The following is a 13,942-nucleotide window of genomic DNA, read 5'->3' on the forward strand; positions in this document are numbered from 1 at the left end:
AAAATCCTCCTAAATTTACTTGATAAAAAAGCGAAGCTGGTACGCCCTCAGGCGTAGCCGCTTCGCTGTGTCGTGAAAACTTCTCTTGTTACCAAATCCGTTCAGAATTGCCGGTGCGATGTCCTGTCCATCATCCGCACCTTCCGACTTTCCCGTTCCGTGTGACTTGGCTCGAAACCGTGCGTTTTCCCATGATTCCATGCACCCGGTTCGCTGGTTCGAGAAGCACGGTTTCGTAAAATAATTTCTGCCAATTGTCAAATACTTTTCGATTCTCACTAGCCTTGATTTGCACCTCCGATTTTGCCAGTGATTTTTGATATACAACCGCTGAATTGCTATAAAAGAGAGAACAACGGTCAATCAAAGTGTACGTACGTACAGCGTCCGATTCCCAGTGTTAGCGCCGCCATTCTTCCGGCACATCTTCCGGTACGTACGTACGCATCGAATCACCGGAAAACACCGACATATTGTTTCTCACCAGTACCTCGATTCCCAGAAAGCCACGCACTCGCCGTCCGGCAGCATTGGTCACATTGTTGCAGTATTCCAGATTGTAGCGGCTCTGGCAGGCAATCAGGGCTTCGCTGAAACTGCGGGGTTTTAGGGCGGGCAGATTATTTTCGGTGCAGTAAATCTGATATGCCTCATATAGCTCTTTGGAGCTGGCAGATATATCGGCTTTCCGGCGAATATACCCGTCTGAATCCAGAAAATCAAAGATATTGTTGTTATCTCGTTTGACAGCCTCCCGATTGTCTTTTGTGCGCTGGCTCTCGGTAAACTTGAAATTGTTGGTGGCCAGCCGCTGCAATCCCTCAAAAGCCCACAGTAGAATGCCCTCCACCTCGGCTTTCATCTTCTCGGCAAGGTCAGGATCATCCACACGGCCAGCCGGTTTTTCTTTCGTGGTCAGCACCAGCTGGCGGCGGTAAAATCCGTCGCTCCGGTCAAACAGTGCCTGCAAATCCCCGTTGGAAAAAGCCAGCAGTCGGGCGCACATCCATCCCTGATAGCTCTGCTTGCCCTTGCGCTCCAAATCCATCTTGCCCTGGGCAGTGACGATGGACTTTACATAGTTGGTCTGACGCAGGGCTTCCATCCGCATATCGTCATCCACGCACAGGAGGATATGTTCCAAATCCGCACGGGCAAAGCGGTTCTCCGATATTTTCCCAATGCTGCCATCCTTCATATTCACACCGAACAAATGCCCCAGCACGGCACCAATCTGGCTCTTGCCCTCGCCGCCGTTGCCTTTAATCACCATCATCCGCTGTCCCTTATTACTGGGAATCAGGCAGTAACCGATATATTCCTGCAAGGTGGGAATGTCCTCCGGGTAGAGCAGGCTATCCAGAAATTTCAGCCAGAGGATAGGTTTCGGAGCGTTGGGGTTGTAGGCCACGGGGAAACGGTTGCGGACGATTTTCGGCTTTCCCTCCACAAAGGTCCCATCCAGAAAGAGTGTCCCGTTGGAAAGATGAATCCGGTCCGGTTCCGGAGGAAAATCCTCCTCCAGCGCCGCCAGTTTCATCAGTTCCACAATGTTGCTGATTTTGCGGGGAATGTTGCTGACCGCACAGTATTTCAGCTCCTCAAAAATTTCTCCCCGCAGGGGTAGTTCGTCAGTCACCCGACCTTCGGCGTAAAAAAAGCCCCGTTTGTGAAGATGATCTTGTGTGCCTGCAAGAACTCATCACAAAACAGGGCTTCGTTGATGCTTTTTCCATCGAACCAGACGGGCATCCCATCAGGCTGCGCTTTGTTTTTCATGGGCGTTATCCTCCTTTTTCAGCCTGTCCAACCGTTCCTCCAAACTGGCGATCAGGCCATTCTTGTTCAGCATCTCCACGATTTTCACCCGCTGTTCCAGCTCAGCGGCAATGAGCAAATCTGCCAGATACTCCACATAGTCCAGCATCTGGCAGGCTTCCACAAACCGGTCATCCAGAACATCTTCCGGTGTCTTGGGTGCGTACCGCACCTTCCAGCTTTCCAGAAGATGCAGATAATCGCACAATACCCGCAGACAGCGCACTTCTTCCTGCCGGTATGCTTTCAGCAGAGGACGTTCCGGTTTGGGCAGAGCGATTGCTGCCGGTGGTTTGTCCGGGTCAATCCCGAAGTCATAAGCCAGCTTCTGCGCTGCCTCGTAACTGCTAAGGTCAAATAACCTCGCCACAAGGTCGATCACATCACCGGTTGCTCCGCAGCTGAAGCAATAAAAATACCGTTCGTTCAGCTTCATGCTGGGGTGCCGGTCATCGTGAAAGGGACAGAAAGTCATGCCGTTTCGACTGACTTGCAGCCCATAGTGTTCAGCGGCTTGCCTCACGGTAACTGCTGCCTTTACAGTCGTAAAAATATCCATCTCATGTTCCTCCTTCATCTTTGTACAGGTTTCTCCTGTCACCTCAATGTACGGAGAAAAAGGGCATGGCTCAAAAAATCCGTCAGTCTTGCAAGAAAATAAAATACCGCCTCCAAAACTTGCAGAATTGCAAGATAGAAGGCGGCTGGATTCTTAAAATATGGATTGAGATTATTCCTGTTATGGAATATAATAAAAAGTAGAATTGTAAACAATGAGGGCTGGTTATGAAATATCTTTCTACGTTTGAAATTGCAGAGAAATGGGGGATTTCTCCCCGGCGGGTCGGCATCCTCTGCAACCAAGACCGGATTCCCGGCGCACAAAGAGCAGGAAGCCGCTGGATCATTCCGGAGGATGCAGAAAAGCCAACCGATGCCCGCATTAAAAGCGGGAAATACAGAAAAGAAACGAGGTGATCTGCCTATGGAACAGGAATATCTCCCTGGTGATACTCCACAGCAGAGATTACAAGATTTGATGAAGGAGTATAAAATTACGCAGGCAGAGCTTGCTTCCAAAATTGGCGTCGCGGAAAGTTCCATCAGCCGTTTCCTAAATGGAACAAAGAACAAACTGACTATTGAGCAGATCATCAGTATTGCCCGAATTTTTAATGTATCCTCGGATTTTCTGCTTTGTCTGACCAATGTGCCGGATAAGAAAAATTATGACATCTCTGAGCTTGGCCTTTCTGCCGAAGCAGCACGCAATCTCTATACGGGGCGAGTGAATCCGGAAGTGGTGAGCCGCCTGCTGGAAAACCGCCGCTTTGCCCAGCTGACCAGTATGATTGCCCTGTATTTTGATGAAACGATGGCTTCCGGATTTGCCGCACAGAACCAAATCCTGCAATCGTTAAGTTCCATGTTGTTAATGACTGGCAAAGAACAGCCAGACGTTCGGAAAGCATCGCAACAAGCGGCACAGGCAGTCTCTCTTAACAAGGTTCCGGTTTTTCAAGCCGATCTGAGCAATATTCAGAATCAATTCATGGCCGTTCTTCGAGAGATCAAAAAGGAAATGACTTCTGGGGAGGGGATTTCCCAGAACATGACAAAAGAGCTTACCGAGCAGATGTTCTCAGAACTGACCAAAGGGCAGGATCTTCATCATCCATCAGTTTCCCCAGAGCAGCTTGCAGCCATGGTCGTGCAGCCCATATCCCAGATGGGACTGGCAGAAGATGAATCACTGGCGGAATTACAGCAGGCGCTGCTTCACATGATGGAAAGTATGCAGCCTAAGCAAAGCGATGAGAACGATGACTAATGAGCGGCTTTGTACTCTGGCACAGCGAGGGGATACACGGGCGCAGGAGCAACTGGTGCAGAACAATCTGGGGTATATCCGAAAAACTGCAAATGAATTGTACATCAGCGTTGGCCTTGGGAACAGTGAACTGGGTATTGACCACGATGACCTGATTCAGGAGGGGAGTATCGCCTTGCTTCGGGCAATCGCCCTGTATGATCCCGGCAAAAAAATAAAGTTTTTGACCTATGCGGGGCCTGCCATCCGTAACGCCATGATGGATTTAATCTCGGCTGCTTTTGCGACCTTTGAACAGCGGATGCAATCTGACAAAGATGGTATCCCCGTGGAGAGAATCTGCTTGGATGATTTGCTTCCCGGCGAAGATTCTATGCAGCGTTCCAACCTGGTTGCTGACCCCTATGCGTCAGAGCCGGAAAAGATTATGGAGGAAGCGGAAAACCGGAAAGAACTATATGAAGGGCTGCGGCGCATATCAGAACGGGAGCGGGTTTATCTGCTGTACCGTTTTGGCTTTGAGGACGATATGGAGCATCCTCTTGTAGGAACAGCTCTGCATTTCCATCTTAGTGAGAGCCGTGCAAGGTCAACTGAAGCATTGGCGCTGGACAATCTCTGGCTGGAACTGCCGTGGTGGTATTAGTGCGTTGTCGCTGCGGCGAGACGAGGGATGATATACCTTTACTTCCTTTTCCGGTCAGTCGGATTCTGCCCGCTGTGCAAATCTTGATTTCGTCCTTGTCCGTACAAAATCCGCTTGTCCTACTGCCGCCGAAAAGTGACTGTCACCCGCTATCTGCCCACCCAGCAGATGGCGAGTCCAGCCCCTTTCCAGCGTTAGCCGGAAGCAAAGGTATAACACACTAGACTTTCCTACGGAAAATCGTGTGCCAACAGGGATGCTGCTCGCCCCTATTGGAAACCCAGAGCCAAGGGGATATTCCCCTTTGGATACCCTATTATTTTTGATAGGAATAGTACCAAGCCACTAAAGTGATTTGGTTTATTCCTGTCAAAAATATAAAATCCAAATATTCTCTTCTCAATGCTTCCGAGAATATTTGGATTTACAAACGATCAAATGCATGAACATCCTTGTGTTATATACTGACTATGGAGGTTAGACGATGTCCCATACAGATTTAAAATTTTTCACAAATGAGCCGGAACGAGATCTTTATAGCCGTTTCGCTGCAATATTGAAAAGCAACACTCAATTCTTTGATATTCTGGTTGGCTATTTTAGAGCAAGTGGTTTCTTTAAAATGTATGAGGCCTTGGAGAGTGTTGAAAAGATAAGAATTTTGATTGGATTGAATGTCGACAAGTTTACTGTAAAAATCATCGACCGAGTTACCAATGAAGTAAATGTTTCTTCCTTATCTGCTGCGGATGGAAAAGAAATAATTGCCGATGAAATTGAAAAGGAATTTGAAACAGCTGTCAGCTCTGCCGTAGTAGAAAAGGGCGTTCGTGTTTTTATGGATTGGCTCAAATCTGGAAAACTCGAAATGAGAATGTATACCCAAGCACCTATTCACGCTAAAGTGTATATTATGCGCAAGGATCAAGAAAAAGTACCAGATACTTTTGGCAGTGTTATTACAGGCTCAAGTAATTTTTCTGAGGCAGGACTTATAAACAACCTTGAATTTAATGTGGAACTGAAAGATTACGCTGATGTCAAATTCGCACTCGATAAGTTTGAAGAGCTTTGGAATCAAGGCGTTGATATCAAAGAAACTTACATTGAAGCGGTTGAGCAGAACACTTGGATGCGAAGTGATATTACCCCATATCAGCTTTATCTCAAAACTTTGTATGAATTTTTTAAAGAAGAAATTAATGCAGATAAAGAGAATTTTGAAACATTACTTCCTGATGGCTATATGCGGCTTCAATATCAAATTGACGCGGTTACTCAGGCAAGACAAAAACTCGATGCCTATAATGGTGTGTTTATCTCTGATGTTGTAGGTCTTGGTAAAACTTACATTTGCGCTATGTTGGCAAATAGCTTTAATCGAAACACGTATAAGCTTTTTATCTGTCCCCCCGTTTTGGTGGACTATTGGAGAAGTGTTTTGCAGGAGTTTGATGTTTCACGCTGCGATGTCGAATCCCTTGGTAAACTAGACAAAATCATTGCAAAAGGCGCCGACAAGTATTCCTATGTTTTTGTGGATGAAGCGCATCGTTTTCGTAATAGTGGGACAGAAGCATTTACTGACCTTCATCAAATTTGTCGTGGCAAGAAAGTGATACTAATTTCTGCAACGCCTATTAACAATTACACAAGTGATATTGAAAACCAGCTCTACCTTTTTCAAGCGAAGCAAAGTGGCACGATTAACGGCATAAAAAACATTGAGGGGTTCTTCCGCGGTCTTAATTCCAAACTTGCAAAACTTCCCAAAGGCTCTAATGCATACATGGCGCAGCTTAGAGAGAACTCCGAAGTTATTCGTGATCGTTTGATACGAGAAGTAATGATTCGCCGGACAAGAAGTGAAATTCAAGAATACTATGCGGATGATCTTGCAAAACAGGGGTTGGTTTTTCCAAAAGCGGGAAGTCCTGAAAAAATTGTCTATGAATTTGATGAAGAAACAGATGATGCGTTTAATCAGACTATCAGTATAATTAAAGATTTCAAATATGCTCGATATACTCCTTTGCTCTACTTGAAGGATAAAAAGAAATATGCCCAAATGCTCACTGCGCAGCGCAACATGGGCGGCTTCATGAAGGGCATTCTTGTTAAACGCCTTGAGAGTAGTTTCTATGCTTTCTCCAAAACACTTGACCGCTTTGCCGAATCTTACACTAAATTCATCGCTATGGCAAAGAGCGGTAAAGTTTACATTAGCAAAAAGGTCAATGTTTATGACCTATTAGATAGCGGGGATACACAAAAGCTGATGTATCTTTTAGAACAACAGGATGTTATGGAGTTTGAGACAAAAGAGTTTTCATCTCAGTTCATTCGTGATCTTGAAGCTGATCTCGCACAACTCAAGTCATTGCAGTTTATTTGGTCACTAATTAAGGACGATCCAAAGCTGGAAGAGTTTAAACACAATATTACAACCAATCCACTTATGAAGGGAAAGAAAGTGATTGTCTTTACAGAATCGATGGAAACAGCGGAGTATCTTTTTGCTCAGCTCAGTAGTATTTACGGTGATAGAATTATCTATTATAGTGGTCAAAGCAGTCCTGCATTAAAAGTTGAGATTGAAGACAGCTTCAATCCAAAATTCAAGAGTAAAAATAATGATAAGTATGATCTGCTCATCACAACAGATGTTCTTGCTGAAGGAATCAATCTCCATCGCGCAAATGTCCTTGTAAACTATGATCTTCCTTGGAATCCAACCCGTATTATGCAGCGCGTTGGTCGTATTAATCGTGTTGGCACAGAGCATGATAGAATCTATGTTTTTAACTTCTTTCCGACTGCGCAAAGCAAAAAGCAAATGCCTTTGGAAGAACGCATTTTGGAAAAACTGCAATCCTTCCATGACACTCTTGGCGAGGATTTTAAATATTTGTCTGACGAAGAAGAAGTATCTTCAAAGAAATTGTTCTCTGACCTAACTTCAGATTTGGATGGTGAGGAGCAAAGCACCAATCCTGAACTTGCATACCTCGGCATTATTCGCCAAATTAGAGATAACGATCCGAAGCTTTTTGCAACAATCAAACGTCTTCCGAAAAAAGCGAAAGCAGGTAAAATGTCCTGCAAGGTCGAAGACAGTTCGACGGTCACCTTCATACGCAAGGGGGCATTAAAGACATTCTTCTTGAGCAGTGGAGATAAAGCGCAACAGCTCACTTTTATGCAAGCGATTGAGTTGATTCATGCTGAGCCGGACGATAAAAAGGTAAGTGTTTCCAGTGAATACTACAACCATTTTTCTCAAAACAATATTGCCTTTGATGAAATGCTGGTTGCCGAAGAAGAAGTTACCACAGAGAAAGTGATGGTTACTGGCAACGACGCCAAAATTATCCGTTTGTTGAAAGCTATAAAGAGAGAGCCTCGTCTCACGGATGATCAGGAAGAAACCATAGATAAAATGATTAAGTTTTGGGAAAACGGCGAAATTCCCGCAAAGGTTTCAAAAGATATTATTAAGAAGAGTACTATTGTCACTGACATTGTGGAACTCTACTATGAAATTTTAAAACTTATTCCTCCAACCTATTTTGAGGAAAAGAAAAGTGGGCACGAACAAGTTGATGGCGAGAAACAAATTATCCTCTCCTGTTATCTGGAAAAAGGAGGAAAATCGAAATGAATGCTGTTGTAAGTAAAATAGAATCCATTTTACATAGTGAATATAACACCGTAAAATTTGTTGATCTTGTGAGAGAAATATTCCCTAATGTTCATCTTGTCTCCCCAGATAAGTTTAATAGGGAATACACAAACTTCTCTTCTCATATTGAAGGTTCAATTCACATTGGGAACTTTCAGACACCAGACAACAAAAAAATCATCATTATGGCGGTACAATTGAAGAAAGCTGGATATGTAGAGAACTCCAGAAGTACCCAACGAAGCTATGCCAAAAAGCTGATCGAGAATGGTAATGCCGATGCTGCTTTTATTGCCTTTTATACCGAAGGTGAGCCCAAATGGAGGCTTTCTCTGGTTCGTCTCGATTATGAAATGAAAATCGAGAATGGACGATTGAAAACTGCTGAGAATATTACTCCAGCAAAACGATATTCCTATCTTGTTGGTCAAAATGAGCCTTGCCATACGGCAATCAGCCGTTTTCAGCGTTTAATCACTGACAGCACTGCAAATCCTGAGCATCCGACGCTGGATGATCTGGAAGAAGCATTTAGTGTGGAAAAAGTAACAGATGAGTTTTTCAATTTGTATTGTGAGAAATTCCACCAGTTGCGTGAACAACTTGAATCTATTGAGGACTTCTGTATTGAAGCTGAACAGCATAACTTCACTTCTGCACAGTTTGCAAAGAAACTGATGGGACAGATTGTATTCCTTTATTTTCTCCAAAAGAAAGGCTGGCTTGGTGTCGGTGCTTGGCCCAATACTCTGAATGAAAAGGAATACAAGAATGCCTTTTACGCTCGTGGTGCAAAGTCCAGAGAATTGATTCCTGTTGTATACCGTCCTGTTGGTGATGGGACATATCATGTTTCCAGTGCTGGTCTGAAGCAAATCAGTGATGAAGATGAAGCTATCCTGGCACAGTGTGTAAAAGGAAAACCTTGGGGTAGCGGTCCGCATGATTTTATGCGTAGGCTGTTTAACTTTGCTGTACAAAAAATAGTAACTTCTACAATGATGTATTAGAGCCGCTGTTTTATGATGCACTGAATCGCAATCGGGGAGAACAAGGTTACTGTCCTGCGCTTCATTGTCGTATTCCTTTTTTATCCGGTGGACTGTTTGAGCCGATTGACGGTTATGACTGGGAGCATAATGATTTTTCTATCCCCAATGAAGTATTCTCCAATGTTGATATTAAGGGAAGAGAAGCGGATGGTATTCTCGATGTTTTTGACCGTTATAACTTTACCATGTGCGAAGATGAGCCGATGGAGCGGGAGGTAGCCATCGATCCCGAAATGCTGGGTAAAGTATTCGAGAATCTCCTGGAAGTGAACGACCGTAAATCAAAGGGCGCATTCTATACCCCACGTGAAATTGTACATTATATGTGCCAAGAGAGCTTGATTAACTATCTTGCAAGTGCTGTAACCGATGTTGAAGAAACCGACATCCGTGATTTTATCCTTTATGGTGACTTCATGAAGGATGAAGATACAACAAAGGAAAAGCGCCAAGGTAATGGAGAAATGTATATCTCCGAAAAGCTCTACAAGATTGATAGCGACGGAAAAGTTGTTGTAAACAAACTGATTGATATTGATGAAGCACTTAAAAATGTTCGGGTGGCTGATCCTGCTGTTGGTTCCGGTGCTTTCCCTCTGGGAATGTTGAATGAGATTGTTAGGGCACGTCAAAACATCTCTGCCTACTTTGCAATCACCATGAAACCCTATGACATCCGCATGATGTATCAGTTGGAACGTTCACCCCATACTTTGAAGTATGAAACAATTAGAAATTGTATTTTTGCAGCAGACATTGAGCCTTCCGCCGTTGATATTGCCCAGTTGCGTCTTTGGCTTGCACTGGTGATTGATGATGAGATAAACCCCAATGCTCAAACACCTTTGGATGGGCATAAAAATCCCCTGCCGCTTCCCAACCTGGAAAGTAATATTCTTTGCGGTAATAGTTTGATAGATGAGTTTGAAGGAACCCGCCTTATTAAAGAAAGTGATTTGCTCGGCAACACTATTTACCAAATGGATCTTGGTTCTGGGCGATTCGATGCAATAATCCGCAAACTCATTGAAAAACAGGACGAGCTCTTCCGATGTGATGATACTGAAAAGAAGCAGCAGCTGAAACAGGAAATCGAAGACTTGCGGAATATGATCATCCTTTCTCAGCTTGAAGGATGTCCTGCTGATAAGATTGAAAGGTTCCATGCCACCACCCATATGGCATCAAAACCATATGTTCTTTGGCAACTTGATTTTGCTCGTGTTTTCCGTGAAAAAGGAGGGTTTGATATTGTTATTGGAAATCCACCTTATATCGGATTTCATAAAGTTCCAAACAAAGAATATAATAAGAGTCATTTCAAAACCGCTGATGGTAAATATGATTTTTATGTTCTCTTTATCGAACGAGCAATACAACTTGCTTCACCTCGTGGTTTCGCGTCCTATATTTGCCCATCATACTTCTATAAAAGAAACTACGGGAAACGTACAAGGGAGCTTTTATTGCAGAGTACCTCTATCCGATATATTGCAGACTTTTCAGATTACCAGATCTTTGATACAGCTTTAACATATACCTGTATCTTTGGTGCAAGTAAGATTGTAAATCCTGATAATAAAATTCGTGTTCTGAATAAAACGTTAAGTATCAGTAATGCATACGAAATTGCTCAAAGTTCGCTGGGTGAGCCCACTTGGATTCTCGAAAAAGCAGACACGAATATTATCTTTGAAAAAGTTCAGTCTAAATCGTCTCATACTTTTGGACAGATTACAGAGTCTATTTCTCAAGGTATTGTGACAGGTAACAATGATGTCTATTTGATTGATGATGAGGTGATTGAAAAACTGCAGCTTGAAGAAACGTATTTGCATCGCGCATATAAGGGGAAAGATGTAGGAAACAGAAAGTTGCATAATGGCGGATATAAGGTTTTTTACCCATACCGAGTTAATGAAAAGGGTAAAACTGTATGTATTCCGGAAGATGAACTGCAAACTAATGCACCGAATATTTATGATTATTTGCTGAGTAAGAAGGAAATACTACTCAGTCGCGATTATTTTGTGAAAAGTAGTAAAGCGTGGTTTGAATTATGGAATCCCCGAAAAATGCAGCATTTTTACCGAAGAAAATTTGTGTTTTCTGAAATTGGTTTGATAAACGATTTTGTATTAGCAGATGAGTGCTTCTATACCGATAGTTGCTGTGGAGCCGAACTCAAAGATGAGTACAAGCAATATGAAACTTTTATATATCGTTATCTAAATAGCAAGCTCGCCACGTATGTATATAAAAAAATATCGGTTCCTAAAGCAAATGGCTATTCAATATACAAAAACGCTTTCTTAAAAACTATGCCAATTCTCTTACCATCAGAGCAAACAGATTTTCAATCTATGAGTGATAACGAGTTTGATGCCTATATTTATAATCTGGTTGGATTAACGGCAGATGAAATTAGGATGGTAGAAACAGCAGAGTATTCTCAAGCCAAATAAGTAAAGTAAAACATCGCCCACCAATCACTGAGGATCGGTGGGCGATGTTGCTTCGTTCAGATATATTAGCAATTTCGAATTCTTTAAATACCTATTTTATGTTAGCACAATATGGGATGACTTATATTGTGCGTTAAATCATCCCAAAGAACTTCAATGCTTCTGTAATTGCTGCTTCCTTTTCCGGCGGGCATTTCGGTTGTCTGGCATTTTCAGACTTTGGTTTGTTATAGTTCTCACGCTCAATAATGCCATATTTCTGCTTGACTTGGGCAATATAGAGGGAAGAAACTTTCAACCCGGTCTGCTGCAACACACGTTCTTTAATTTGACCGTATGTGGCATCTTTCTGGAATCCGGACATATCCATATCCTCCAGTGAGAACTCTACCCGAACCTTTTTGGAGTCGATTTCCCCCTTGGAAAGCAAGACAACCGTCTCCACGTGCGCAGTTCTCGGGAAGAGGTCTACCGCCGTGGCCTGTTGGGGGTGATAGCCCAGAGCGTCAAACCGCACCAGATCCCGGGCCAGGGTGGCTGGGTCGCAGGAGACGTACACAATGCGCTTGGGTCCCATGGCCGCCACCGTCTCCACCACGTCGGGCGCCAGACCCTTGCGGGGCGGGTCCACACAGATCACGTCGGGCCGCAGCCCCTCCGCCGCCAGACGCCGCGCCGCCTCTCCCGCGTCGCCGCAGAAAAACCGAGCATTGAGAATGCCGTTTCGTTTTGCATTCTCTTTCGCGTCCTCCACCGCCTCCGGGACCACCTCCGCCCCGATTACCGCGCCGGCCTGCCGGGCCATGGTCAGCCCGATGGTGCCGATGCCGCAGTACAGATCCAGCACCGTCTCCCCGCCGGTGAGCTCCGCGTATTCCGCCGCCTTGCGGTAGAGAATCTCGGTTTGGTCGGGGTTGATCTGATAAAAGGACGGCACCGACAGCCGGAAGGAGAGCCCGCACAGGGTGTCCATCAAAAAGCCCTGCCCCCAGAGGGTGCGGTAGCGGTCGCCCAGAATGACGTTGTTTTTCTTCTCGTTGACCCCCAGCACCACACCCACCAGACCGGGCTCCGCCCGGCGCAGGCAGTCCACCAGCGCCGCCTCCTGCGGGACCCCCTTGCCGTTGACCAGCAGACAGAACAGGGATTCCCCCTGCCGGTTGGTGCGGACGTAGACGTGGCGCACCAGGCCCGTCCCCGTCCGCTCGTCATAGGCCGTAATCTGATGGGCCGCCATCCACGCCTTGGCCGCCGTGCGCAGCCGGGCCGCCGCCTCGCTTTGCAGCAGGCAGTCGGCCACGTCGATCACCTGGTGGCTCCGTGCCCGGTAAAAGCCGATCTTCGGACCGGTCGACACCGGAAACTGGGCCTTATTGCGATAGCGCTCCGGCTGGGCCGCGCCCAAAATCTCCTCCACCGGCAGGTCCAGACCGCCGATCCGCCTAATATTCTCCTCTACCCGGCTGCGCTTGGCCGCCAGCTCCTCGGCGTAGGCCATGTGGCGGAACCGGCAGCCGCCGCACTGCTGATAGTAGGGACAATCCGGCGTCAGCCGCTGGGAAGAGGGGTCCGTCACTTGCTCTGCATGGCCCCAAATCGCGCTGCGGCCAATCTTGTCCAGCCGGACTTTACAGGTCTCCCCCCGGATGCCGCCGGTCACAAAAACCACCTGGCCGTCCAGCCGGGCCACGCCCGCGCCGTCGCTGCTGTATCCGTCTATCGTCAGGGTCACCAGCGGGCCCCGCTCCTGCTGTTTCTTTTTCATCGCAACCACTCCACAAGATAGCCTTCCAGTGCCTCATAGGGCACTTCCACTTCAATGGGGCTGTTGGACGCCCCCAGTTCCCCGGGCTGAAACCAGAAGGTAAACCCGGTGTCCGTCAGGTAAAACTGATCCGGCTGAAAGGCCTCCTCCGCCTGGCGCTCCAGACCGGCCAGCGCCTCCGACTGACAGACCGCCTCCAGCGCCGCCTGGGTGGCGCTCTCCACGTCGGTACAGAGGTCCCCGAAGGTGAGCCGCCGGCCGTCACGCAGGTCAAAGCTGTCCCCCAGGAGCAGCACCGTGGGATGGGCCGCCCCCGCCGCCGCGGCGTAGAAGGTCCGGGAGACCGACAGCACCCGTTCACTCAAAAAGGTGACCTCATAGGACATCTCCTCGATGGTGGGCTGGAAGGGCAGTCCCGCCTGAAGCGACACCTCATAGTCGCTGACGGCGTCCTGGGCGGTGGAGGCGGCGTTGTCCAGGAGAGCGGCGCCCATCTGGGTATACCGGTCGTCAATGGCCAGCAGGGCCGCGGAGTCCGGATAGTTTACCACATGGGGGAGCGCGTAGTCCACCGTCAGCACCACCGTGCCGTCCTCGGCGGTAAATTCCTGGCTGAACCGCTGCTCGGTCAGCTCAGGCGCCACCAGAACCACCGCGGTGGGCGCGGGCGTGGGGTCCGGCGT

General features: G+C 46.6%; 9 protein-coding genes and 1 pseudogene. 6 read left to right on the forward strand and 4 right to left on the reverse strand.

Annotated elements, in window-relative coordinates:
• Positions 1 to 400 precede the first annotated feature (400 nt).
• Positions 401 to 1,779, reverse strand: a pseudogene (locus H7U37_RS04720) (DNA primase family protein).
• On the reverse strand, positions 1,757 to 2,377 hold the full coding sequence (locus tag H7U37_RS04725) for a CHC2 zinc finger domain-containing protein (protein ID WP_204874011.1): 621 nt from the start codon (positions 2,375 to 2,377) through the stop codon (positions 1,757 to 1,759). Before H7U37_RS04725 ends, H7U37_RS04720 begins: the two are co-directional and overlap by 23 nt.
• A gap of 227 nt (positions 2,378 to 2,604) precedes the next feature.
• On the opposite strand from H7U37_RS04725, the gene H7U37_RS04730 reads away from it, so the two are divergent.
• The 6 genes from H7U37_RS04730 to H7U37_RS04755 all read left to right on the forward strand — a co-directional run bounded on the left by H7U37_RS04730 (position 2,605) and on the right by H7U37_RS04755 (position 11,494).
• Positions 2,605 to 2,796, forward strand: a complete 192-nt coding sequence (locus H7U37_RS04730; RefSeq protein ID WP_071433712.1) for a MerR family transcriptional regulator — start codon at positions 2,605 to 2,607, stop codon at positions 2,794 to 2,796.
• 7 nt (positions 2,797 to 2,803) lie between these two features.
• Positions 2,804 to 3,649, forward strand: coding sequence for a helix-turn-helix domain-containing protein (locus H7U37_RS04735; protein WP_204874013.1), 846 nt, complete (start codon positions 2,804 to 2,806; stop codon positions 3,647 to 3,649).
• Positions 3,642 to 4,295 carry a sigma-70 family RNA polymerase sigma factor gene (locus H7U37_RS04740; protein WP_243414236.1) on the forward strand — a complete coding sequence of 218 codons (654 nt, stop codon included), beginning with the start codon at positions 3,642 to 3,644 and terminating at the stop codon, positions 4,293 to 4,295. The genes H7U37_RS04735 and H7U37_RS04740 overlap by 8 nt, the downstream gene beginning before the upstream one ends.
• Positions 4,296 to 4,779: 484 nt before the next feature.
• Positions 4,780 to 7,956 carry a helicase-related protein gene (locus tag H7U37_RS04745; RefSeq protein WP_204874017.1) on the forward strand — a complete coding sequence of 1,059 codons (3,177 nt, stop codon included), beginning with the start codon at positions 4,780 to 4,782 and terminating at the stop codon, positions 7,954 to 7,956.
• A complete protein-coding gene (locus tag H7U37_RS04750; protein WP_204874019.1) occupies positions 7,953 to 8,987 on the forward strand; it encodes a hypothetical protein in 1,035 nt (344 codons plus the stop codon). The genes H7U37_RS04745 and H7U37_RS04750 overlap by 4 nt, the downstream gene beginning before the upstream one ends.
• Positions 8,988 to 9,214: 227 nt before the next feature.
• Positions 9,215 to 11,494, forward strand: a complete 2,280-nt coding sequence (locus H7U37_RS04755) for an Eco57I restriction-modification methylase domain-containing protein (RefSeq protein ID WP_204874021.1) — start codon at positions 9,215 to 9,217, stop codon at positions 11,492 to 11,494.
• Positions 11,495 to 11,627: 133 nt separating this feature from the next.
• Here H7U37_RS04755 and rlmD read toward each other — a convergent pair whose 3' ends face one another.
• Both rlmD and H7U37_RS16025 read right to left on the reverse strand, forming a co-directional pair.
• Positions 11,628 to 13,259 (reverse strand): 23S rRNA (uracil(1939)-C(5))-methyltransferase RlmD, encoded by a 1,632-nt coding sequence (gene rlmD / locus H7U37_RS04760; protein ID WP_204874022.1) that lies wholly within the window; start codon positions 13,257 to 13,259, stop codon positions 11,628 to 11,630.
• A partial coding sequence (locus H7U37_RS16025; protein ID WP_204874024.1) for a DUF3298 and DUF4163 domain-containing protein occupies positions 13,256 to 13,942 on the reverse strand: 687 nt, incomplete at its 5' end. The genes H7U37_RS16025 and rlmD, both read right to left, overlap by 4 nt.

The organism is Pseudoflavonifractor phocaeensis, from assembly GCF_016901735.1.
GTDB lineage: Bacteria > Bacillota > Clostridia > Oscillospirales > Oscillospiraceae > Pseudoflavonifractor_A.